The organism is Pseudomonas sp. URIL14HWK12:I12, from assembly GCF_003097135.1.
Classification (GTDB): domain Bacteria; phylum Pseudomonadota; class Gammaproteobacteria; order Pseudomonadales; family Pseudomonadaceae; genus Aquipseudomonas.
This window is the reverse complement of sequence record NZ_QEQL01000006.1, coordinates 293,515-314,253: the sequence shown is the minus strand read 5'-3', so window position 1 is coordinate 314,253 and position 20,739 is coordinate 293,515. Positions and strand designations below refer to the sequence as shown.

At 64.2% G+C, this 20,739-nt stretch carries 23 protein-coding genes; 10 read left to right on the top strand and 13 right to left on the bottom strand.

All coding sequences use genetic code 11. The annotated features are described in order from the left end of the window. Positions 1–11 precede the first annotated feature (11 nt). From F474_RS18860 to F474_RS18840, 5 genes are all read right to left on the bottom strand, one after another. On the bottom strand, positions 12–749 hold the full coding sequence (locus F474_RS18860; protein ID WP_097087046.1) for an amino acid ABC transporter ATP-binding protein: 738 nt from the start codon (positions 747–749) through the stop codon (positions 12–14). Then, the gene (locus tag F474_RS18855) at positions 730–1,389 is read right to left on the bottom strand and encodes an amino acid ABC transporter permease (RefSeq protein WP_097087048.1); all 660 of its coding nucleotides are present in this window, start codon (positions 1,387–1,389) and stop codon (positions 730–732) included. Before F474_RS18855 ends, F474_RS18860 begins: the two co-directional genes overlap by 20 nt. Beyond that, a complete protein-coding gene (locus F474_RS18850; protein WP_097087051.1) occupies positions 1,386–2,048 on the bottom strand; it encodes an amino acid ABC transporter permease in 663 nt (220 codons plus the stop codon). The genes F474_RS18855 and F474_RS18850 overlap by 4 nt, the downstream gene beginning before the upstream one ends. A 12-nt stretch (positions 2,049–2,060) precedes the next feature. After that, entirely contained in the window at positions 2,061–2,846 is a 786-nt protein-coding gene (locus F474_RS18845; protein WP_097087053.1) for a transporter substrate-binding domain-containing protein, read from the bottom strand. Positions 2,847–3,073: 227 nt separating this feature from the next. Then, complete coding sequence (locus F474_RS18840; protein ID WP_097087055.1) at positions 3,074–3,913, bottom strand: MurR/RpiR family transcriptional regulator; 840 nt, start codon at positions 3,911–3,913, stop codon at positions 3,074–3,076. Between the two features lie 81 nt (positions 3,914–3,994). On the opposite strand from F474_RS18840, the gene hpxX reads away from it, so the two are divergent. Genes hpxX through hpxZ form a run of 3 tightly spaced genes read left to right on the top strand, consistent with a single transcriptional unit; the run spans position 3,995 to position 5,935 of the window. Continuing rightward, positions 3,995–4,186: an oxalurate catabolism protein HpxX gene (gene hpxX, locus F474_RS18835; protein WP_097087057.1), complete on the top strand. Its 192-nt coding sequence runs from the start codon at positions 3,995–3,997 to the stop codon at positions 4,184–4,186. Next, positions 4,183–5,562, top strand: coding sequence for an AtzE family amidohydrolase (locus F474_RS18830; RefSeq protein WP_097087059.1), 1,380 nt, complete (start codon positions 4,183–4,185; stop codon positions 5,560–5,562). The genes hpxX and F474_RS18830 overlap by 4 nt, the downstream gene beginning before the upstream one ends. Continuing rightward, positions 5,552–5,935, top strand: coding sequence for an oxalurate catabolism protein HpxZ (hpxZ, locus tag F474_RS18825; RefSeq protein ID WP_097087061.1), 384 nt, complete (start codon positions 5,552–5,554; stop codon positions 5,933–5,935). Before F474_RS18830 ends, hpxZ begins: the two co-directional genes overlap by 11 nt. Positions 5,936–6,196: 261 nt before the next feature. Here hpxZ and ppa read toward each other — a convergent pair whose 3' ends face one another. The 4 genes from ppa to F474_RS18805 form a co-directional block, all read right to left on the bottom strand. Then, positions 6,197–6,724 carry an inorganic diphosphatase gene (gene ppa / locus F474_RS18820; RefSeq protein WP_097087063.1) on the bottom strand — a complete coding sequence of 176 codons (528 nt, stop codon included), beginning with the start codon at positions 6,722–6,724 and terminating at the stop codon, positions 6,197–6,199. A 120-nt stretch (positions 6,725–6,844) separates the two neighbouring features. Beyond that, positions 6,845–7,651 carry a zinc-dependent peptidase gene (locus F474_RS18815; RefSeq protein WP_097087066.1) on the bottom strand — a complete coding sequence of 269 codons (807 nt, stop codon included), beginning with the start codon at positions 7,649–7,651 and terminating at the stop codon, positions 6,845–6,847. Beyond that, positions 7,651–8,298 carry a DedA family protein gene (locus tag F474_RS18810; protein ID WP_097087068.1) on the bottom strand — a complete coding sequence of 216 codons (648 nt, stop codon included), beginning with the start codon at positions 8,296–8,298 and terminating at the stop codon, positions 7,651–7,653. The genes F474_RS18815 and F474_RS18810 overlap by 1 nt, the downstream gene beginning before the upstream one ends. Before the next feature lie 113 nt (positions 8,299–8,411). After that, the gene (locus F474_RS18805) at positions 8,412–9,932 is read right to left on the bottom strand and encodes an aldehyde dehydrogenase family protein (protein ID WP_097087070.1); all 1,521 of its coding nucleotides are present in this window, start codon (positions 9,930–9,932) and stop codon (positions 8,412–8,414) included. Positions 9,933–10,203: 271 nt separating this feature from the next. Here F474_RS18805 and F474_RS18800 point away from each other — a divergent pair, with 271 nt between their 5' ends. Genes F474_RS18800 through F474_RS18785 form a run of 4 tightly spaced genes read left to right on the top strand, consistent with a single transcriptional unit; the run spans position 10,204 to position 14,404 of the window. Then, the gene (locus F474_RS18800; protein WP_097087073.1) at positions 10,204–12,090 is read left to right on the top strand and encodes a sigma-54-dependent Fis family transcriptional regulator; all 1,887 of its coding nucleotides are present in this window, start codon (positions 10,204–10,206) and stop codon (positions 12,088–12,090) included. 58 nt (positions 12,091–12,148) lie between these two features. Next, a complete protein-coding gene (mpl, locus tag F474_RS18795; RefSeq protein WP_097087075.1) occupies positions 12,149–13,498 on the top strand; it encodes a UDP-N-acetylmuramate:L-alanyl-gamma-D-glutamyl-meso-diaminopimelate ligase in 1,350 nt (449 codons plus the stop codon). Continuing rightward, on the top strand, positions 13,495–14,124 hold the full coding sequence (gene ubiX, locus F474_RS18790) for a flavin prenyltransferase UbiX (protein WP_097087078.1): 630 nt from the start codon (positions 13,495–13,497) through the stop codon (positions 14,122–14,124). Before mpl ends, ubiX begins: the two co-directional genes overlap by 4 nt. Next, positions 14,117–14,404, top strand: coding sequence for a YceK/YidQ family lipoprotein (locus F474_RS18785; RefSeq protein WP_097087080.1), 288 nt, complete (start codon positions 14,117–14,119; stop codon positions 14,402–14,404). Before ubiX ends, F474_RS18785 begins: the two co-directional genes overlap by 8 nt. 31 nt (positions 14,405–14,435) lie before the next feature. On the opposite strand, the gene F474_RS18780 is transcribed toward F474_RS18785, so the two are convergent. The 3 genes from F474_RS18780 to F474_RS18770 all read right to left on the bottom strand — a co-directional run bounded on the left by F474_RS18780 (position 14,436) and on the right by F474_RS18770 (position 17,393). Beyond that, positions 14,436–15,077: an NAD-dependent epimerase/dehydratase family protein gene (locus F474_RS18780; RefSeq protein WP_097087083.1), complete on the bottom strand. Its 642-nt coding sequence runs from the start codon at positions 15,075–15,077 to the stop codon at positions 14,436–14,438. 94 nt (positions 15,078–15,171) lie between these two features. Next, entirely contained in the window at positions 15,172–16,875 is a 1,704-nt protein-coding gene (locus F474_RS18775; protein ID WP_097087085.1) for a C13 family peptidase, read from the bottom strand. Positions 16,876–16,937: 62 nt separating this feature from the next. Then, a complete protein-coding gene (locus tag F474_RS18770; RefSeq protein ID WP_097087667.1) occupies positions 16,938–17,393 on the bottom strand; it encodes a MaoC family dehydratase in 456 nt (151 codons plus the stop codon). A 122-nt stretch (positions 17,394–17,515) separates the two neighbouring features. Here F474_RS18770 and F474_RS18765 point away from each other — a divergent pair, with 122 nt between their 5' ends. Genes F474_RS18765 through F474_RS18755 form a run of 3 tightly spaced genes read left to right on the top strand, consistent with a single transcriptional unit; the run spans position 17,516 to position 19,181 of the window. After that, positions 17,516–17,863, top strand: coding sequence for a CidA/LrgA family protein (locus tag F474_RS18765; protein WP_097087088.1), 348 nt, complete (start codon positions 17,516–17,518; stop codon positions 17,861–17,863). Then, positions 17,860–18,576, top strand: coding sequence for an LrgB family protein (locus tag F474_RS18760; protein ID WP_097087090.1), 717 nt, complete (start codon positions 17,860–17,862; stop codon positions 18,574–18,576). The genes F474_RS18765 and F474_RS18760 overlap by 4 nt, the downstream gene beginning before the upstream one ends. 14 nt (positions 18,577–18,590) lie before the next feature. Then, entirely contained in the window at positions 18,591–19,181 is a 591-nt protein-coding gene (locus tag F474_RS18755) for an LON peptidase substrate-binding domain-containing protein (RefSeq protein ID WP_097087092.1), read from the top strand. On the opposite strand, the gene F474_RS18750 is transcribed toward F474_RS18755, so the two are convergent. Continuing rightward, positions 19,178–20,683, bottom strand: coding sequence for an AhpA/YtjB family protein (locus tag F474_RS18750; RefSeq protein WP_097087094.1), 1,506 nt, complete (start codon positions 20,681–20,683; stop codon positions 19,178–19,180). The genes F474_RS18755 and F474_RS18750 overlap by 4 nt on opposite strands. Positions 20,684–20,739 lie beyond the last annotated feature (56 nt).

Genomic DNA, 20,739 nt, shown 5'->3' with positions numbered 1-20,739 from the left:
AAAGGCAGGGGTCAGTTCAGCCCGCGCACGGACGAAATGAATTGTTTGAGTTCAGCGGTGTGCGGGTTGGCGAACAGCTCGCGGCTCGGGCCTTGTTCCCACACCCGGCCCTGGTGCATGAACACCACGCGGTCGCCCACTTCACGGGCGAAGTTCATCTCGTGGGTCACCAGGATCAGCGTCATGCCTTCGCGGGCAAGCTGTTCCAGCACCTTGAGCACCTCGCCGACCAACTCGGGGTCGAGCGCGGAAGTGATCTCGTCGCACAGCAGCACTTTGGGCGACATGGCCAGCGCGCGGGCGATCGCCACCCGCTGCTGCTGGCCGCCGGAAAGGTTGGCAGGGTAGTAGTCCAGGCGGTCGCCCAGGCCCACTTTCTCCAGCATGCGCGCTGCCAGCTCACGGCACTCGGCGTCGCTTTTCTTCAATACCCGGCGCGGCGCCAGCATCACGTTCTCCCGCGCAGTCATGTGCGGGAACAGGTTGAAACTCTGGAACACCATGCCCACCTGGCGGCTGATGTTGCGCGCCTGGGATTCGCGGTCGGTGACGGTCATGCCGGCCAGCTTGATGCTGCCTTGCTGGTAGCTTTCCAGGCCGTTGATGCAGCGCAGCAAGGTGCTTTTGCCTGAGCCGCTGCGGCCGATGATCGACACCACCTCGCCCACTTCGATGTCGAGGTCCACGCCTTTGAGCACATGGTTGTCGCCGTAGTACTTCTGCACCTGATCAATGGTGATGAGCGGCATTGAATTTCTTCTCCAGATACTGGCTGTAGCGCGACAGCGGATAGCACATCAGGAAGTAGCCCAGCGCTACCAGCCCGAAAACCTTGAACGGCGCGAAAGTGACGTTGTTGAGGATGGTGCCGGCCTTGGTCAGCTCGACGAAGCCGATGATCGAGGCCAGCGCCGTGCCCTTGATCACCTGCACGGCAAATCCCACCGTGGGCGCCAGGCCGATGCGCAGGGCCTGCGGCACGATCACCCGGCACAGCGCCTGGCCGAAACCCAAGCCCAGGCAGCGGCAGGCTTCCCATTGGCCGCGGGGCAGGGCGCGGATGCTGCCGTGCCAGATGTCCACCAGAAAGGCACTGGTGTAGAGGGTCAAGCCCAGCGCTGCCGCCGTCCAGGGCGATACGTCCACGCCCAGCAGCGCCACGCCGAAGAACGTCAGGAACAACTGCATCAGCAGCGGCGTGCCCTGGAACAACTCGGTATAGGCGCGGATCAGCCGGTGCGCCCAGCGGTGGCGCGACAGCCGTGCGACCACAAGTGCCGAGGCTACCAGCGTGCCGCCGATGAACGCCGTGAGCGACAGCAGTACCGTCCAGCGAGCGGCCAGCAGCAGGTTGCGAAGGATGTCCCAATCGGTGAATGCACCGCTCATGGCTGCTCTCCAAACCATTTGCGCCCGGCCGCCAGCAGCAGTTGGCGCATGGCGATCGACAGGGCCAGGTACATCAGTGTGGTCACCAGGTACACCTCGAAGCTCAGGAAGGTGCGCGACTGAATCAGGTTGGCCGAGAAGGTCAGCTCTTCGTAGGACACCTGCGACACCACCGAAGACCCGAGCATCACGATGATGCACTGGCTCACCAGCGCCGGGTAAATGCGCTTGAGCGAAGGTGGCAGGATGACCCGTGTGAACGCCTGGCCACGGCTCAGGCCGAGCACGCGTGCAGCTTCCCACTGCCCACGCGGCGTGGCCTGGATGCCGGCGCGGATGATCTCGGTGCTGTAGGCGCCCAGGTTGATCAACATCGCCAGCAACGCCGCTTCGCCCGCCGTGAGCTTCAGGCCCAGGCTGGGCAGGCCGAACACGATGAAGAACAGCTGCACCACGAACGGCGTGTTGCGGATCAGCTCGACGTAGGCCCCCCAAAGCCGGCTGGCCACCCCCGGCCGGCCACTGCGCAGTGCAGCGCCAGCGATGCCCAGCGCGACGCCGCCCACCGTGGCCGCCAGGCTGAGTTTGATCGTCACCCACAGGCCCGCCAGCAGTGCAGGCCAGTACGGCCACAAGGCCATGAAATTGAGCTGAGCCATGGCTATGCGGCCTCAGGCGCCCAGGTCGGCTGGCAGCGGTGCCTTGAGCCACTGCTCGGACAGGCTGTTGAGGATGCCGTCCTGTTGCGCCTGGTCGACCAGGGCGTTGATCTTGGCCTTGAGGGTCGGCTCATTCTTGCGCAGGCCGATGAAGCAAGGTGAATTCTTTAATGTGAACTTGGCTACCGGGGCCCGCTCGCTGTTCTGCCGCGCAATGGCCGCCACCACCTGATTGCCAGTGGCAAGGAACTGCACCTGCCCAGAGAGGTAGGCCGACAGGGTGGTGTTGTTGTCTTCGTAGCGCTTGACCTCGGTGCCTGCCGGGGCCACTTGGGTAAGCACCATGTCTTCGACGGCGCCACGGGTCACGCCTACCGACTTGCCGGCCAGCTCGCTGGCGTTTTCCAGCGGTGCGTCTTTGCCCCCGAACACCCCGAGAAAGAACGGTGCGTAGGCGCGGCTGAAGTCGATCACTTGCTCCCGCTCTGGGTTTTTGCCCAGGCTGGAGATCACCAGGTCGACCTTGTCGGTCTGCAAGTAGGGCACCCGGTTGGCACTGGTTACCGGGACCAGCTGCAACTTCAGTTTCATCTGCTTGGCGAGGTAGGCTGCCATGTCGATGTCATAACCCTGTGGCTGCAGGTCGGTGCCCACCGAGCCGAACGGCGGGAAATCCTGCGGCACTGCCACACGCAGCACGCCGCGTTTCTCGATGTCCTGCAGCTGGTCGGCCAATGCGCTGGCGGCTTGGGTCAACAACAGCGCGCCTGCCAGTACCGCGGTCAATGCCTTTTTCATGTTCGCACCCTGCTTGAGCTGGTAATGAAACGAAAGGTTCGTTGATCGTGATTTTGCAACCAATGTGCCATCCAGCGGGTGGGGGTTTCATTTCATTTCCATCGCCCGTCTTCTGCGGGCTTGCGGCAAGAGTCGCCACTTTGCACGCGGTTTAAACGACCACAGTGCAAGTGAAACGAAGGCGCCAAAATGGCGCCTTTTATGGGGGCGTGCGCTCAAGTGGTGCGTCAGCGCTGTTCCAGTTCTTCCAGGGCATCGTACAGCTCGGCGATCTGGTGGATACGTTGGCGGCCTTGGCTCAATTGCTCATGCAGCACCGCATTGGCCAGCAGGTTGATCAGGCTGTTGGCACTGGCGTAGCTATCGAAAGCCGACACGCTGTCCAGTGGCGCGCACAGCTGCCAGGTGCCGAGCTCGATGATCGACTGAGCCTGGGGCTCGCACATCACCACCGTGGGTACCTGCCGTTCCCGCAAGGCGTGCAGCACGGTGCGGATAATCCTTGGCCTACGGCGGTAGGCCAGCACCACCACCATGTCGGCCGGGCTGAGGTCCACCAGTTCTTCGGCCAAGGTTTGCCCAGGCTGGGGCAACAGGTGAACCTGGCTACGGATCTGCAGCAGCTGCTGGCGCAAGTGCAAGGCTGCTGGGTGGGCATTGCGCATGCCCAGCACGAACACCCGTGCGCTGTTGCCCAGGGCCTGCACCACCTGGCCGAACTGCTCGGCGTCCAAGGCGTTTACCCACTGCGCCAGGTTCGCCAGCTCCTGTTGATAATGGCGCGCAAGCAGCGTATTGCCCTGCACCACGTCACGGTTGTCGGCCACCGGCATGCCGGTTTGGCGAAGGGTACGCAGCTCTTCGCGCAGGTCCTTGAACTTGTCGTAGCCCAGGCGCTTGAACAACCGGCTGACGGTGGCTTTCGATACGCCGGTCAGCCGCGCGAGCTCTGCGCTGTTGTAGCTGGCCAGGTCGTTGTAATGGTCCAGCACGAAATCAGCGATACGCTGTTCCTGAGGGGCCAGCTGGGCGTAGTGCTCGCGCAGACGTTGGTCGAGTGGAGTCATGGAGAGCCTTGTAACTTTCGTTTCATTGGCGCGATGATAATGCAACACGACCCCGGCCCATAGGCCCGATGGAGGAAAAGCATGTCACAGACCCCCGTGCCTGATTGGGCCGCCTACCTCGCACAGATGGAACAGGTACTGGCGCTGGAATTGGACGATGCCCGCCGCCAGGAGCTGCAGCTGCAGTTCACCCGCATCGCCGCCATGGCTGAGCCGTTGATGGCCTACCCCCTGGATGAGCGCACGGACGTGGCAGGGGTGTACAAGGCATGAATATCGCCACCGGTTCGATCAAAGAGATCCGCAGTGCCCTGGCAAACGGCGAGGTCCGCGCTGCGGAGATCGCAGCGCACAGCCTATCGGCCATTGCCGAGCAGAATACCCAGCTCAATGCGTGGACCGCATTGACCCAGCAACGCATGCTTCAGGAAGCCGAGGCCCTCGACAGGGCCGTCGAGAAGAAACTGCCTTTGCCGCCACTGGCCGGCGTTCCTTACGCGGTGAAGAACCTCTTCGATGTGGCCGGCCACACGACCTTGGCGGGCGCTCGACTGTTCGAGACGCGCCCGCCGGCCGCGCGTGACGCCTGGGCGGTACGGCAGCTCGGTGCCCACGGTGGCCTGCTCAGCGGCCTGCTGAACATGGACGCCTACGCCTACGGCTTCACCACCGAGAATACCCACTACGGCGCGACCCATAACCCGCACGATACCCAGCGCATCGCAGGGGGCTCGTCAGGAGGCTCGGCGGCGGCGGTTGCGGCCAAGCTGGTCAATTTCAGCCTGGGCAGCGACACCAACGGCTCGATCCGCGTGCCGGCTTCACTGTGCGGCGTGTTTGGCCTCAAGCCTACCTTTGGCCGCCTGTCGCGCGCCGGTACGCATCCGTTCGTGGGCAGCCTTGACCACATCGGCCCGCTGGCACGGCGGGTGGCCGACCTGGCATGTGTCTACGACGTGCTGCAAGGGGCAGACCCAGAGGATGCCTTTCAGGCCGAGCGTTCAGTAGAGGCCGCCACCCCGATGCTTGCCCGCGGCACCGAGGGGTTGCGCGTTGGCGTGCTCGGGGGGTACTTCCAGCAATGGTGCGACGATAACGCCCGCGAAGCCGTGGGCCGCGTGGCCAAGGCGTTGCAGGCCCACGAGCAAGTGCTGATGCCGGAGGCTGAACTGGCACGTACTGCCGCGTTCATCATCAGCGCCAGCGAAGGTGGCAACCAATACCTGCCCGCCTTGCGGGCAACGCCTGAGCTGTTCGAGCCGCTGTCGCGGGAGCGGCTGTTGGCCGGCGCTATGATCCCGGCAGCCTGGTATGTGCAGGCGCAGCGCCTGCGCCGGCACTTCCAGCAGCAGGTGCTGCCGCTGTTCGACACATTCGATGTGCTCCTGGCACCCTCCACACCCACCACCGCCACGCTGATCGGCCAGCCAACGATGCGCATCAACCACACCGACCTGCCCACTCGCGCCAGTATGGGCATGCTCGCGCAGCCTATTTCGTTCCTCGGGCTGCCGGTGGTGAGCGTGCCGCTGCGCAGCCAGAATGGCCTGCCGATCGGCGTGCAATTGATCGCAGCACCGTTTCGCGAAGAAGCCTGCCTGCGTGCCGCCCATGCCCTCGAGCAGATGCAGGTGACCCATGTCGCCTGAGCAGATTGACCAGCCCCAAGTGCTTGCCGAGGTAACCGCAGCCTTCGAGCGTTATGAACAGGCCTTGGTCAGCAACGACATTGCCGTGCTCGACGAGCTGTTCTGGCACGACGAACGCACCGTGCGCTTGGGCGCCACTGAAAACCTCTACGGCATCACCGCCATCCGAGCGTTTCGCAACGCGCGGCCAGCGGCGGGGTTGCAGCGCACCTTGCGCAATACCGTGATCACTACCTACGGCGACGCCTTCGCTCTGTGCAGCACCGAGTTCAGCCGCGATGGCAGTGAACGGATCGGGCGGCAGCAGCAGACCTGGGTCAAACTCGAAGGCCAGTGGCGCATCGTGGGGGCGCAGGTGAGTTTGATGGGGTGAGGGTGCGCGGGAAGCCGCAAGGCCGGTTTCGGCATGAAATCGCAGGCATTAAAAAGCCGGCTTGTGGCCGGCTTCTCGCGGACGGGCTTGGGTTGTTTGTGACACCCCGCACTCGCCGTTAAACAGTTCAGCCGCAAGGGCCGAAAAAGAGGATAGCAGGTGCGCTACGGTAGGCCACCTGCCGATGGCCCGATACCGGGCCACGCTGTGGGCGGCGATGATACTCAGCTGCGCGCGCCCTGGCCAGCGGTTTGGTACGGTTCAGCCCTTGTAGGCAGCCACGGCCTTGGTGATCTCGGCACGGGCCGACTCGGCGCCTTCCCAGCCCTTGACCTTCACCCACTTGCCTTTTTCGAGGTCTTTGTAGTTCTCGAAGAAGTGCTTGATCTGCTCCAGCAGCAGCGCGGGCAGGTCGGTGTATTCCTTCACGTCGACGTACAGCTGGCTCAGCTTGTCGTGCGGAACGGCCAGTACCTTGGCATCGCCACCGCTCTCGTCGTCCATGTGCAGCACGCCAACCGGGCGGGCGCGAATGACGGCACCCGGGGCGACCGGGTACGGGGTGACTACCAGCACGTCCAGCGGGTCGCCGTCGTCGGCCAGGGTGTTGGGGATGTAGCCGTAGTTGGCCGGGTAGAACATCGGGGTAGCCATGAAGCGGTCGACGAACAGCGCGTCGCTGTCCTTGTCGATTTCGTACTTGATGGGCGCGTGGTTGGCCGGAATTTCGATGGCGACGTAGATGTCGTTCGGCAGGTCCTTGCCCGCAGGGATCTTGCTGTAGCTCATTGGGTGTTGCCCCCGTTAATCAGTCGGATCGATTTGGCCGTTGCCGGCGAAAGTGGCGGCGATTATAGGCATATACGCCCGGCCATGCCACGCATCGGACCGTGCCGCACGACCATAGTGCTATGGCACCCGCTGCGCGTTGGCAGGGTGCAGGCGTTCGAAGCGCGCCAGCGGATCCTGCCGGAAAAACAGCTTCAATTGCTCGTACACCGCCGGGTAAGCCTCGGCCAGCAAGTCGGGGGCGTTGAAGAAGTATTCGCAGCACACGGCGAAGAACTCGGCCGGGTTCTCTGCTGCATAAGGGTCGATGGCGGTTTCGCGGTCCGGGTCTTCGTCCAGCTGATGGTTGAGATCGTCGTAGGCGGCTTGCATGGCCTGCGCCCAGGCGCTTACACGCATGTTGCCATGCAGCGGGGGCAGGCCATTGGCGTCACCGTTGAGCATGTCGAGCTTGTGCGCCAGCTCGTGAACCACAAGGTTGTAGCCCTCCCATTCGCCGCTGGCCTGTACGCCGGGCCAGGCCATGATCACCGGGCCCTGTTGCCACGCCTCGCCGCTGTGCTCAGCGTCCCACTCGTGCTCGATGCCACCGGCGTCCCGGTGGCGCTGGGGGCTGAGGAAGTCGCCGGGGTAGAGCACGATCTCGTGAAAGCCCTGGTACCAGTTCAGCTCTTCCAAGTGCAGCAACGGCAGTTGCGCCAGGGCGGCCAGGTGGGCGCGCCCGCCGTCATCCAGCTCAAGGCCTGGCAGCGCGGTCAGGGTTTTGTCCTGCAGAAAAAGGGTGGCGCGCTCACGCAATAGGGCGTTTTCTTCGTCGGTCAGGCCGTCGAGCACCGGCAGCCGGCCGCACACCTCGGCCCACAGCGCCTCGGGGATAGGCTGCCGCGCCAGGGCCCTGCGCCGGCGCCAGGCGCGTAGCCAGCCCATCAGTGGCTTTTTACCGGGCGATTGAGGCGGGCACGAACCAGGCCAATCAGCATCGGCACCAGCGAAAGCAGGATGATCGCCAGGATCAGCACGGTCAGGTGCTGCTTGATGAATGGCACGTTGCCGAAAAAGTACCCCAGCGCGACCAGCCCACCGACCCAGGCGACGGTGCCCAGCACGCTGAAGGCCAGAAAGCGGGGATAGGCCATCTTGCCGATGCCTGCCACGAAGGGGGCGAAGGTCCGCAGGATCGGCAGGAAGCGCGCCAGCGTTACCGTCTTGCCACCATGGCGGGCATAGAACGCTTGGGTTTGCTCCAGATAGTCGCGGCGGAAGATTTTTGAGTTCGGATTACGAAACAGCCGCTCGCCCAGCGTGCGCCCGATCACGTAGTTGGTACTGTCACCGAGCACGGCTGCGGCCATCAGCAGGGCCGCGAGCAGCACCGGGTCCATCGCGCCGCCAGCCGCCACCGCCCCCCCGATGAACAGCAAGGAGTCACCCGGCAGGAACGGGGTGACCACCAGGCCGGTTTCGCAAAAGATAACAGCGAACAGGATGGCGTAGATCCATGCGCCGTAGTGATTGACCAGCATGTCGAGGTAGACGTCGAGATGCAGGATGAGGTCAAGCGGGTTGAAGTCCATGTGCACACCTGTTCGGTCGCCTGCGGTAGGCAAGCGAAAAGGGCGCAGTATACGGCAGGCGAGAGGATGAAGCTGCACGCTGCCCGCCGTATTGGCCGGCAGCGTGCAGGGGGTCAGAAGAACCCGAGCGGGTTGATGTCGTAGCTCACCAGCAGGTTTTTGGTCTGCTGATAGTGGTCGAGCATCATCTTGTGGGTTTCACGGCCGATGCCGGACTTCTTGTAGCCCCCGAACGCGGCGTGGGCCGGGTACAGGTGATAGCAGTTGGTCCATACGCGGCCGGCCTTGATGCCCCGGCCCATGCGGTAGGCACGGTTGATGTCGCGGGTCCACACGCCAGCGCCCAGGCCGAACTCGGTGTCGTTGGCGATAGCCAAGGCTTCGGCTTCGTCCTTGAAGGTAGTCACGCTCACCACCGGGCCGAAGATTTCTTCCTGGAACACGCGCATCTTGTTGTTGCCCTTGAGCAGCGTGGGCTGGATGTAGTAACCCGAGGCCAGGTCGCCTTCGAGCTTCTGCACCTGGCCGCCCGACAACAACTCGGCGCCTTCTTGCTTGGCGATTTCAAGGTAGGAGAGGATCTTGTCGAACTGCTGCTGGGAGGCCTGGGCGCCGACCATGGTGTCGGTGTCCAGTGGGTCGCCTCGCTTGATCTGCTCGACTTTTTTCATCACTTCTTTCATGAAGGCCGGGTAGATCGACTCCTGTACCAGTACCCGTGATGGGCAGGTGCACACCTCGCCTTGGTTGAAGAACGCCAGCACCACGCCCTCGGCCGCTTTTTCGATGAAGCTTTGCTCGGCCTGCATGATGTCTTCGAAGAAGATGTTTGGCGATTTGCCGCCCAACTCGACCGTGCTGGGGATGATGTTCTCGGCGGCGCACTTGAGAATGTGCGAGCCCACCGGGGTGGAGCCGGTAAAGGCGATCTTGGCGATGCGTTTGCTGGTGGCCAGGGCTTCGCCGGCCTCTTTGCCGAAGCCTTGCACCACGTTCAGCACCCCGGGTGGGAGCAGGTCGCCGATCAGCTCGACCAGAACGGTGATGCCCAACGGGGTTTGCTCGGCAGGCTTGAGCACCACGCAGTTGCCGGCTGCCAGGGCAGGGGCCAGCTTCCAGGCGGCCATCAGGATCGGGAAGTTCCACGGGATGATCTGCCCGACCACGCCCAGCGGCTCGTGAATGTGATAGGCCACGGTGTTGCCGTCGATTTCCGAAGCGCTGCCTTCCTGCGCACGCAGGCAGCCGGCGAAGTAGCGGAAGTGGTCGGCGGCCAGTGGGATGTCGGCGTTGAGGGTTTCGCGGATGGCTTTGCCGTTGTCCCAGGTTTCAGTGATGGCCAGGGTTTCGAGGTTCTGCTCGATGCGGTCGGCAATCTTGAGCAGCACCAGCGAACGGGCTTGCACGGAGGTTGCGCCCCAGGCTTCGGCGGCGGCGTGGGCAGCGTCTATCGCTTTGTCGATGTCTTTGGCAGTGGAGCGAGGAAATTCGGCGATCACTTTGCCGTTGATGGGCGAAGTGGTGGAGAAGTATTGGCCATCGACCGGCGGGACGAACTCGCCATTGATGTAGTTTCCATACTGGCTCTTGTAGGAAACCTTGGCGCCCTCGGTCCCGGGATGTGCGTAACGCATGGTAGGTGTCTCCTGGCTCTTGTTTTAGGTGAGAACACGCGCTCTGTGGCGCTATCAAGCGTAGAGCAAAGGTTGGGCCAGTGCCCGGGCACAGGCCTGAATCGGCGTGGGTAGGGGAGAGCGCCCTCCAATGTGTGTCATTTATGGAACAGTCATGCGTGACACTTCGTACGACTTTCGGCGCATTATCCTGCTCCCATGGTCGTAGCGGGATTGCCTTGCACCAGCGCCTGCCCCATGCTGGGCCAACCCGCCAAGGGAGCCGAACACCATGCACAGCGAGCAACTGCGCCGCCATGCGCACCATGTGATGACCGTCGCCGCAGGCGAACCCGCCGGGCTGCTCAGCGATCCCTCCATCGCCCGTTCCTGGCAGCGTTGCCTGCGCGATTACAACCTCGACCCGGCCCAGGCGTTGGCGCCAACTGTGGTCGAGCACAGCCAGGTGCTGGCAGGGCGCGAGCGCCTGCGCCAGGTGCTGATGATCGCCGACGGCGAGATGAACCACCTGCATCAGCAACTGGCCGGCGCCGGCCATGCAGTGCTGCTGACCGACGCGCGTGGCGTGATCCTCAACTGCATCACCGCGCCGAGCGAGCGCCAGGTGTTCGAGCGGGCAGGCCTGTGGCTGGGCGCCGACTGGAGCGAGGCCCGCGAGGGTACCAACGGCATTGGCACCTGCCTGGTGGAGCGCCAGGCCATCACCATTCATCAACAAGAACACTTCCGGGGCCGCCACACTGGCCTGACCTGCTCGGCCAGCCCGGTCTTCGACCCGTATGGTGAGCTTATGGCAGTGCTGGACGTTTCTTCGGCACAGGCCCAGGACTCGCGCCAGAGCCAGTTCCACACCATGACGCTGGTCAACCTCTCGGCCAAGATGATCGAGAGCGCGTATTTCCTGCGGCACTTCGAGCACCAGTGGCTGCTGCGTTTTCATTTGCAGGCTGACCCGGCCGGGCTGTTCAGCGAGGGCCTGCTGGCGTTCGACAATGAAGGGCGAGTGCTGGCGATCAACCAGAGTGGCCTGAACCTGCTGCGCCAGCCCCGTAGCGCAGTGGAGCAGCAGCCGTTGGAGGCGCTGTTCGACTGCCGGCCGAGCGAGCTGTTCGGCCGCGCCAATGACAGCGGGGCCCTGCGCTGGCCGTTGCGCTGCCACGACGGGCGAACCTTGTTCGCCAGCGTGCGCGGCATCGCACCGCGGGTGGCGCGTGCACCCGGCCCTGTGCCCACCAACAAGGTGGCCAAGCGCTCGCGTTGGTGCCTGGAAGACCCGGTCGTGGCGCGTGAGCACCAGCGTGCCGTGAAGGTCTATGAGCGCGACGTGCCCTTGTTGATCCAGGGGGAAACCGGCTCGGGCAAAGAGGCTTTCGCCCGCGCCGTTCACCAGGCCAGCAGCCGCGCCAGCCGCCCCTTCGTGGCCCTGAACTGCGCCGCGTTGCCCGAGAGCCTGATCGAAAGCGAACTGTTCGGCTACACCGCCGGCAGCTTCACCGGCGCGCGCAAGGAAGGCATGCGCGGCAAGTTGCTTGAAGCCGACGGTGGCACGCTGCTGCTCGACGAAATCGGCGACATGCCGCTGGCTTTGCAGACGCGATTGCTGCGCGTGCTCGAAGACCGCCAGGTGGTGCCTATCGGCGGCGAGCCACAGGCGCTGGATGTGCGCATCCTCAGCGCCACCCACCACGACCTGCGCGAGCGGGTTCAGGCCGGCAGCTTCCGCGAAGACCTCTACTATCGCCTCAACGGCCTGGAGGTCAGTGTGCCACCACTGCGCTTGCGCGCCGACAAGGGCACGTTGATCGATCATCTGCTGGCGCTCGAAGCAGGCGGCGAAGCCGTGCGCCTGGAGGCGGCGGCACGCCAGGCACTGCTGGCGCACGACTGGCCGGGTAATGTGCGGCAGTTGCGCACAGTGCTGCGCACGCTGGTGGCCTTGTGCGAGGGCGGCACGGTGCGCTTCGATGACCTGCCGGCCCCGTTGCGCCGCCACCGCCCGCTGGAGGAGCCGGTGGCACCGTTGGCCGACGCCGAGCGCGCGGCCCTGCTGCGGGTGCTCGAGCAAGAGCGCTGGCACATGACGCGCGTGGCGGCGAGCCTGGGCGTGAGCCGCAATACCCTGTACCGCAAGTTGCACCGCCACGGCCTGGCACGATGACCGGGTGAGATTTTCTGCCGCTTGGGCTACCCTGCGGCAAGATTTCCCGAGGTCGAACATGCATATTCACATTCTTGGTATCTGCGGCACCTTCATGGGCTCGCTGGCCGTGCTGGCCAAGGCACTGGGCCACCGCGTGACCGGCTCCGACGCCAATGTCTACCCGCCGATGAGCACGCAGCTGCAAGCGCAGGGCATCGAGCTGATGCAGGGCTATGACCCCGCCCATCTGAACCCCGCCCCTGACCTGGTCGTGATCGGCAACGCGTTGTCGCGTGGCAACGCGGCGGTGGAGCATGTGCTCAACCAGGGGCTGCCTTACGTTTCGGGCCCGCAGTGGCTGGCCGACCATGTATTGCAAGGCCGCTGGGTGCTCGCCGTTGCAGGTACCCATGGCAAGACCACCACCAGCAGCATGCTGGCCTGGGTACTCGAACATGCCGGCATGGCGCCGGGCTTTCTGATCGGCGGCGTGCCCCAGAACTTCGCAGTATCGGCTCGTCTGGGCGACACCCCGTTCTTCGTGGTCGAGGCCGATGAGTACGACAGCGCCTTTTTCGACAAGCGCTCCAAGTTCGTGCACTACCGCCCGCGAACGGCAATCCTGAACAACCTGGAATTCGACCACGCCGACATCTTCCCTGACCTGGCCGCGATCGAGCGGCAGTTCCATCACCTGGTTCGCACCATCCCCGGCGAAGGGCTGATCATCCACCCTCAGGCCGAAACGGCGCTGCATCGCGTGCTGGGCATGGGTTGCTGGAGCCCGGTGCAGACCACCGGCGAGGGCGGCCAATGGCAATCGCGCCTGCTGGCAGATGACGGCTCGCGGTTCGAAGTGCTGTTCGATGGCCAGCCACAAGGGGTGGTCGAATGGGCCATGACCGGCCAGCACAACGTTGCCAATGCCCTGGCCACCCTGGCGGCAGCCCGGCATGTGGGTGTGGTGCCGGCCATGGGCATCGCGGCACTGTGTGCATTCAAAAGCGTCAAGCGGCGTATGGAGCTGGTGGCCCAGGTCAACGGCGTCGCTATCTATGATGACTTTGCCCACCACCCCACGGCGATCGCCATGACGCTCGACGGCCTGCGCAAGCGGGTAGGCGAGGCGCCGGTGATCGCGATCATCGAGCCGCGCTCCAACTCCATGAAGCTGGGCGCCCACCGAGACGGGCTGCCCGAGAGCGTGCGCGATGCCGACCAGGTGATCTGGTACGCCCCGCCCAACCTGGGCTGGGACCTGGCGGCGACAGCCGCCCAGTGCTCGACCCCATCCACTGTGGCGGGCAGCCTCGACGCCATCATCGAGCAGGTCAAGGCCGCCGCCACGCCGGGCACCCAGGTGGTGATCATGAGCAATGGCGGCTTCGGTGGCCTGCACGGCAAGCTGGCCGAGGCGCTGAAATGACTGGCCCAGAGCGCGTAACCCTGGCCATGACCGGCGCTTCAGGTGCGCAGTACGGGCTGCGCCTACTCGATTGCCTGGTCAGCGAAGACCGCGAAGTGCACTTTCTGATCAGCAAGGCGGCGCAGTTGGTGATGGCCACCGAAACCGACGTGGCCCTGCCTGCCAAGCCGCAGGCCATGCAGGCTTTTCTGACCGAATACACCGGCGCCGCCAGCGGCCAGATTCGCGTATACGGCAAGGAAGACTGGATGGCACCCGTAGCTTCTGGTTCCGGCGCGCCCTCGGCAATGGTGGTGGTGCCTTGCTCTACCGGTACGCTGTCGGCCATTGCCGCCGGCGCCTGCAATAACCTGATCGAGCGGGCCGCCGACGTGGCCCTCAAGGAGCGTCGGCAGCTGATTCTGGTGCCGCGCGAGGCACCGTATTCCACCATCCACTTGGAGAACATGCTCAAGCTGTCGCAGATGGGCGCCGTGATCGTCCCGGCCTCGCCAGGCTTTTACCACCAGCCGCAGACCATCGACGACCTGGTGGATTTCGTGGTGGCGCGGGTGCTCAACTTGCTCGACATTCCCCAGGACATGCTCCCGCGTTGGGGCGAACACCATGTGGCGCACGATGAATAAACAAGTGCTGTTCTGCCTCTGCCTGGCGCTGCTCAGCGGCTGCGCCAGCCTGCGCGTGCTCGATGCCAGCAAGCCAGGCGGCCCGCTGGTGTACGCCGGCACGCGCCTGGACTGGTACGCCGCGCAGGGTGGCTGTTGTGCCAAAGATCACTTCGGTGCCGAAGCGCCCAGCTGGCCGCGCCTTGATATGCCCGCCAGCGCGGTATTCGACACCGTAGTGCTGCCGCTGTCGCTGTTGGCGACATTGGGCGTGAGCTATCACGCCGAAGGTGGCAATTGAGCTGATAGGTTGAGCGGCCCTGTGACCGGGCCTATTTACCCAGCTTGCGCAATTCATCGGACTCCACCACCCGAACCCCATCCTGCTCCTCCAGCGCCAGCCGCCACAGCGCCCTGGCCAGATGGGATGCTTCGATACCGTGGTATTTGCCTGGAATGAGCCTGGACAACGGCCCTGCCAACTGCTCGACCAACCGCGCCTCCCGCCGTTGGCCCAGCAACAGGGAAGGGCGGGCGAGGGTGAGCTGTGGCCAGCCCTGTGCCTTGAGCGACTGCTCCATCTCACCTTTGACACGGTTATAGAACGCCGAGGCGTCCGGCGAGGCATCCACAGCGCTGATCACCAACAGGTGCCGGGCGCCTAGCTCACGTGCACGGGCGGCGAAGGCAACCACCAGGTCGTGGTCGATAGCGTGAAAGGCCCCTTGCGAGCCGGCCTGCTTCAACGTGCTGCCCAGGCAACAGAAAGCAATGTCGACCGGGCCTTCTAGGGCGGGCAGCAGTTCGGCCAGTTCACCGACCGGGTTCTCCAGATGTGAATGAGGAGCAAGCGACCGGCGGCTGGGCGCCAGCACCCGGCTGACGGTCGGTTCGCTGAGCAGGCGGTCGAGCAAATGCTCGCCGGTCAGGCCGGTGGCCCCGGCAAGCAGGATGTGCTGCGGTGTGAGATACATCGGGAGTCCCTCTCATGGCCATCAACCTGACTGTAGCGCAGCGCAGCGGGCACTGCGTGCTCATGCGGTTTGACCACCCGCCGGGCGCGATGACTCAGTGGCGGCTCAACCCGGCACTCTGAAGGGCCCGGCTGGCCTGCTGAGCACGCAAAAGGCGCCAGTGCTCAAGCACAGGCTTGGGCGCCCACAGCTGTGGCTCGGAAGGCTCGTAGTTCTCGCTGAGTTCGCGCGCTGCGACAATGGCGCTGGCCTGGTTGAAAGCTTGCTCGAGATCGTCGGTCTGGTGCAGCGCCTGGGCGAACAGCGCGTCGCCAAAATAAGTGAAGTCTGCCTCTTCCGAGCAGCCGAACGACACGTGATCCGCGCTTGCAGCGGTCATTATCAAGGTGTGGTTGTCTTTGAGGGCGGGAATGAACCCGCCGGAATAGCAGGCGGAGATCACCACGACTTTATCGCGATTCTTCAGCGGTGCCAGCAGCGACGCCAGCTCGTCGGCTGGCAAGTTGCCCAGCTCCAGGCGCGGCTGGTCGAGCACCAGCTCATGGTCATGGGTGCCGTGGCTGGTGAGGTAGATGAAGATCAGGTCTTCCGGGCCACTGCGCCGGGCCAGGGCCTGGATTGAGCGGCTCAAGGTCTCGCGGCTCGCCATGGGGCGGTCGGCCAGATGGTCGCGGTGGTTGACCAGGGTCACCTGGCCGTGTGCACCGAAGCGGCTGGCCAGCAATTGGGTCACGTAATCGGCTTCGCGCATGAACACGCTTTGCTGGCCGTCACCGGCGAGCACCAGGCTGTACAGCTCGGTAGCAGGTGTGGAGGGCGGGATCTGCGCCAAGGCGTTGTCGAGCAGTTGGCCTTGCTTGAGCAGCCCGACTTCCAGCGGGTCGGGCAGCAGCCGGCCCTTGCCGTCGCGCACGCGCTGGCCGTTGGCCCAGTAGCCGCTTTCGACCTTGCCGTCTTTGCGGGTCAGCGTGCCGCGGCCCTGATAGGCGTCGTTCTGGAACTGGCCCTGGTACACCGTGCCATCTGCCAATGTCAGGCGACCATTACCGTTGAAGTGCCAGTCGGCGAATTCGCCGACGTAGCGGCTGCCATCGGCGCCGATCAGTTCACCGAGGCCGTTGGGTGAGCCGTTGTGGAAGGCGCCCACCCATACGTCGCCGCCTTGGGTCTCGTACCGCCCGTGGCCTTCCATCTGGTCTTTGCTGAACGCACCGGTGTACTGGTCGCCGTCGGTACCGACAAAGTTGCCATGGCCGTCGAGCTGGCCGTTGACGAAGTGGCCGCTGAACTGGTTGCCGGCATCATCGGTGCGCACGCCCTCGCCGTTGAGGCGGCCTTGTTCGAACTGGCCTTGCAGCGTGGTGCCATCGGCCAGCTCCAAGCGACCGTTGCCGGAAAACTGATCGTTGTGAAAGTTGCCACGGTACGTGCGGCCCGGCTCTTTCAGGGTGCCTTCACCCTCGCGCTTGCCCTGGCTGAAGCCGCCGCTGTAGCTGCCTTGCGGGGTGGTCAGGCTGCCCTGGCCATCGAACAGCCCACCGGCGAAACCGCCGCGGTAGATGTGCCCATCGCTGCCATGCCATTGGCCTTGGCCGTTGTACTGGCCATGCTCGAACTGCCCTTCGTACCAGCTGCCATTGGGGTAGTCGATGCGGCCGTTGCCCTGCAGCACGCCGTTGACGATATCACCGCGGTAGCGGCCGCCGTCGGGCAGCCGTGCATCGGGAGGCAGCAGGGATTCACCCTCGCCGCACGCAGTGAGCAGCAAGGCCAGGGCGAGGGGGTAGATCAGGCGCATGGTCCGGTCCGGAAAATCGAGGCGCCGAGTATGCCGTAGATAATGGCCTTAAGACACAGCCGTCAGATGAAACACAATGAAAGCAGCTCGGCGACACAGGCGGGCTTTTCCTGGCCGGCGATTTCGAGCGTCGCACGGGCACGTAGCAGCCACTGGCCAGGCTGTTTTTCCCGGGATTCGAGCAACTCGACCCCAAGCCGTACCTCAGCGCCCGCCGGCACCGGCCGAATGAACCGCACCTGCTCGGCACCATAGTTAACAGCCATTTCGGTGCCTTCGGGCATCACCATCACCCCTGCCATCAACTGCGGCATTAGCGAAAGCAGCAGAAAGCCATGGGCTATGGTGCCCCCGAACGGCGTCGCGGCGGCGCGCGCCGGGTCGACATGAATGAACTGGTGATCGCCAGTGGCTGTGGCGAACTGGTCGATTCGCTGCTGGTCGATCACCAGCCAGCCGGAATGGCCCAGGTGCTGGCCAACGTACTGTGCCAGGTCAGCAACCGGTACATAGCGCATGGTGTCGAAACTCCTCATCAAGGCTGCCAGGGGCGGCCGCATCCGACCATCGTGCCGCCAAGGCGGGTTCGCTCGCAGGGTTCGGTGGGTATACTTGCGCCACCAACGAAGGGGGCGATTCTATGCTGTTGCGCGGCCTGACATGGCTGATTTTCTTCCAATTGCTGGGCACGGGCCTGAATGCGTTGGGCCTTTCGCTGCTGCCTGGGCCCATCATCGGGCTACTGCTGCTGTTCGCCTGGCTGATGTGGAACGGCGAGGTGCCGGCACCTGTGAGCGAGGCTTCGGCTTCGCTGCTGCGTTACCTGCCGCTGCTGCTGGTGCCGCCGGCAGTGGGGGTAATGGCCTATGCCGGCGTAATCGCGGAGCATTTCTGGGCGATCGTCGGCTCGTTATGCGTTTCAGTCGTCCTGAGTATCGCGTTCGCCGGCGCGCTGATGAATCGCCTGTTGCGCAGAGGTGGGCAATGAACCTGGCCTGGCAGCACGCCTTGAGTGCGGTAGTGCATCACCCGCTGTTCGCGCTCGGCATTACCTTGGGTGCTTATCAATTGGCGCTGAAGCTGTTCGAAAAAACTCGCCTGGTGCTGCTGCAGCCGGTGTTGCTGTCGATGGTGGCGGTGATCACTGTGCTCTGGCTGTGTGGCCTGGCGTTCGATGAGTACAAGCGCAATACCGAGATCCTCGGCATTCTGCTGGGGCCCGCCACGGTAGCCCTGGCCGTGCCGCTTTATCTGAATGTCAGGCGTATTCGCCAACTGTTCTGGCCCACCTTGGCTACGCTGGTGGCAGGGGGTGTGTTCGCGACCGTTTCCGGCTTGGCCTTGGGCACCTGGCTGGGCGCCGACCATCTCTTGCTGATGACCCTCGCCCCCAAATCGGTGACCTCGCCGATCGCCATGCTGGTGGCTGACCAGCTTGGGGGCGTGGCGGGCATGGCGGCGGTGTTCGTGCTCATCACCGGGGTCGTAGGTGCCATCGTCGGCCCGGGTGTGTTGCGCCTGCTCAAGGTCGATGCGCCGGCGGCGCGCGGCATGGCGCTGGGTATATGTGCCCATGCTGTGGGCACCTCGGTAGCGCTTACCGAAGGTGAGGAGTGCGGCGCCTTCGCGGCGCTGGGCATGAGCCTGATGGGCGTCAGCACCGCGATCCTGCTGCCGTTGTCGATCAGCCTCTTCGTTTGATGAAGGATGCAACCATGAATGTGCCGCTGTTTCCCCTCAATACCGTGCTGTTTCCGGGCTGCACACTGGACCTGCAGATCTTCGAAGCGCGCTACCTGGACATGATCGGCCGCTGCATGAAGGCAGGCACCGGTTTCGGTGTGGTGTGCATCGTGCAGGGCGATGAAGTTGGCGCGCCCCCCCGTGAGCACGCCAAGGTAGGCTGTGAGGCCCTGATCCGCGACTTCCAGCGCCAGGACAACGGCCTGTTGGGCATCCGGGTCGAAGGCGGGCGCCGCTTCCGAGTGCTCGAAACCCACACCCAGAAGGACCAATTGCTGATCGGCGAGGTGCAGTGGCTCAACGAGTTGCCGGATGCACCGCTGGAGGAGCGTGACGAAGACCTGCTCGCGCTGCTGGCGGCGCTGGCTGAGCACCCGCTGGTGGAGTCGCTGGACATGGGCAGCCATGCCAGTGGCCAGCATGCCCTGGGCAACAAATTGGCCTACCTGCTGCCGTTCGAGGACCAGGAGAAGCTGCGCTTGCTGGAAACCGACGACCCTGGCCTGCGCCTGGATGCGATCCAGGGCCTGCTGGAACGCATGCAGGGCGATTTGCTGGTCTAGTTACGGTCGGCCATCCGCGTGAGCTGGCGCTCCAGCAGCGACGGATAGGGCTCCAGCAGACGCTCGACGCAGCAAGCCCCCTCAGGGCTGGCGATCGGGCGGATGCGCGCGCGCTGGCGGATCAGCAGGTCTTCCCCGACCCGGCGCTCTACCAGCAGCAGGTTGCGGCTGTGCTGAGAAAGCGCCAGTGCGGCCTGGGCCGGCTCGGTCAGCAACAGGTCGACTTGGCTGATGCCATAGAGGTCATCGGCCAGCATCAAACCCAATTGCAGTTGCAGGGTGATGCCGCTGTCAGCGACTTCGATCTGCAGCTGATGCCCCATGGCCCGCAACAACTCACCGCAACACAGGGCGTTGGTCAGGTAGTCGTCACCGCAATCGTCGGTATGGAAAAGGATCAACGAACTGCCATCGCTGAGCGTGTGTACGACGCCTTGGTACAACGAGGCAGCCTGCGCCAGCACATCGCGATAACGCTCAAGCAGCTCCAGCAGGCGGGTGCGAGGCAGGCGACGCAGTTGCTCCTGGGCGCCGAGCTGAACGGCCAGCAGCGCAGTGAACTGCGGTGCGCGCACATCAGCAGCCGCTTGGGCGACAGCCGGCACGGCCTTGCGCGGTGCCTCGCCTTGTTCATCGAAGCTGCCCAAATCGGCGAAGACTTCATCATCCTCGTCGTCCTCTTCGGCGCGCACCTGCCGCTGTGGCGCCGGCTTGCTGCCAAAGGCGGCCTTGGCATTGGGCGGAGGTGTGTAGGCAGGTTCGTCGTCCAGGTCGTCTTCAGGCTCCGGCTCTGGTTCAGGCTCTGGCATGGGCGCAGCAAACTTCTTCTGAAGGTTGCGCGCAAGATCGCCAACTTCGTCCTGGCGTTCAACGCCTGGGGTGTAGGGGTCCAGGTCACGCAGCCAGACGCGCAATTGAAGGAGCGGAAGGGTGATGTTTCGCCCGATGCGCAGGCTGAAGGCCAGCGACAGTGCCAGCAGGATCACGCTGAGGATGCCCATGCTTTGCAGGCTGATGGTCATCGGCTGCTGGAACTGGCTCATGTCGAGGCTCACGCGCAGCGTGCCTGTATTGACGTCCTGGAAGCTGATCTTCTGCTCGTACACCCCCCCCGACATGGTCAGCAGCCCGGTTCGAGGCTTCTGACCCGCTTCGGCGATGGTGCGGCCGTCTGCGCTATAGATAGCGGCGTGCGCCACCAGCGGGTTCTTGGCAAGGTTACCCAGCAGCACATTCAGGCTGAGGATGTCGTTGGACATCAACAGCTCGGTGGCTGAGGAGGCGGTCTGGGTGGTCAGGCTCGTGCCGACCGCATCCGCCTGCTTGTGCATGGCCTCCTTGAACTGCAAACCCATCACGCAGGTGTAGATCACCAGCGCCACTGCCACGATGATGACGTTGTGGCTGGCGATTCGCAGAGCGATCGGGGTGCGGCGATGGCGCAGGGCGCGAAAGATCAGCAGGAAGAAATTATCGTTTTTCACAGGCGCGGGCCGGTTCACTTCGCTTTTCTCTGGCCATAAATTTGTTGCGCAGTATAGCGAGGGCCTATTGGGCG

Bases quoted from the DNA above. Each gene is read 5' to 3' on its own strand.
- F474_RS18760 (WP_097087090.1), top strand. From the start codon at position 17,860: ATGAACCTGGCCTGGCAGCACGCCTTGAGTGCGGTAGTGCATCACCCG.
- F474_RS18845 (WP_097087053.1), bottom strand. From the start codon at position 2,846: ATGAAAAAGGCATTGACCGCGGTACTGGCAGGCGCGCTGTTGTTGACC.
- F474_RS18810 (WP_097087068.1), bottom strand. From the start codon at position 8,298: ATGGACTTCAACCCGCTTGACCTCATCCTGCATCTCGACGTCTACCTC.
- F474_RS18850 (WP_097087051.1), bottom strand. From the start codon at position 2,048: ATGGCTCAGCTCAATTTCATGGCCTTGTGGCCGTACTGGCCTGCACTG.
- F474_RS18815 (WP_097087066.1), bottom strand. From the start codon at position 7,651: ATGGGCTGGCTACGCGCCTGGCGCCGGCGCAGGGCCCTGGCGCGGCAG.
- hpxZ (WP_097087061.1), top strand. From the start codon at position 5,552: ATGTCGCCTGAGCAGATTGACCAGCCCCAAGTGCTTGCCGAGGTAACC.
- F474_RS18830 (WP_097087059.1), top strand. From the start codon at position 4,183: ATGAATATCGCCACCGGTTCGATCAAAGAGATCCGCAGTGCCCTGGCA.
- mpl (WP_097087075.1), top strand. From the start codon at position 12,149: ATGCATATTCACATTCTTGGTATCTGCGGCACCTTCATGGGCTCGCTG.
- F474_RS18785 (WP_097087080.1), top strand. From the start codon at position 14,117: ATGAATAAACAAGTGCTGTTCTGCCTCTGCCTGGCGCTGCTCAGCGGC.
- F474_RS18775 (WP_097087085.1), bottom strand. From the start codon at position 16,875: ATGCGCCTGATCTACCCCCTCGCCCTGGCCTTGCTGCTCACTGCGTGC.
- F474_RS18840 (WP_097087055.1), bottom strand. From the start codon at position 3,913: ATGACTCCACTCGACCAACGTCTGCGCGAGCACTACGCCCAGCTGGCC.
- F474_RS18860 (WP_097087046.1), bottom strand. From the start codon at position 749: ATGCCGCTCATCACCATTGATCAGGTGCAGAAGTACTACGGCGACAAC.
- ppa (WP_097087063.1), bottom strand. From the start codon at position 6,724: ATGAGCTACAGCAAGATCCCTGCGGGCAAGGACCTGCCGAACGACATC.
- F474_RS18805 (WP_097087070.1), bottom strand. From the start codon at position 9,932: ATGCGTTACGCACATCCCGGGACCGAGGGCGCCAAGGTTTCCTACAAG.
- F474_RS18780 (WP_097087083.1), bottom strand. From the start codon at position 15,077: ATGTATCTCACACCGCAGCACATCCTGCTTGCCGGGGCCACCGGCCTG.
- F474_RS18770 (WP_097087667.1), bottom strand. From the start codon at position 17,393: ATGCGCTATGTACCGGTTGCTGACCTGGCACAGTACGTTGGCCAGCAC.
- F474_RS18765 (WP_097087088.1), top strand. From the start codon at position 17,516: ATGCTGTTGCGCGGCCTGACATGGCTGATTTTCTTCCAATTGCTGGGC.
- F474_RS18855 (WP_097087048.1), bottom strand. From the start codon at position 1,389: ATGAGCGGTGCATTCACCGATTGGGACATCCTTCGCAACCTGCTGCTG.
- hpxX (WP_097087057.1), top strand. From the start codon at position 3,995: ATGTCACAGACCCCCGTGCCTGATTGGGCCGCCTACCTCGCACAGATG.
- F474_RS18800 (WP_097087073.1), top strand. From the start codon at position 10,204: ATGCACAGCGAGCAACTGCGCCGCCATGCGCACCATGTGATGACCGTC.
- F474_RS18755 (WP_097087092.1), top strand. From the start codon at position 18,591: ATGAATGTGCCGCTGTTTCCCCTCAATACCGTGCTGTTTCCGGGCTGC.
- ubiX (WP_097087078.1), top strand. From the start codon at position 13,495: ATGACTGGCCCAGAGCGCGTAACCCTGGCCATGACCGGCGCTTCAGGT.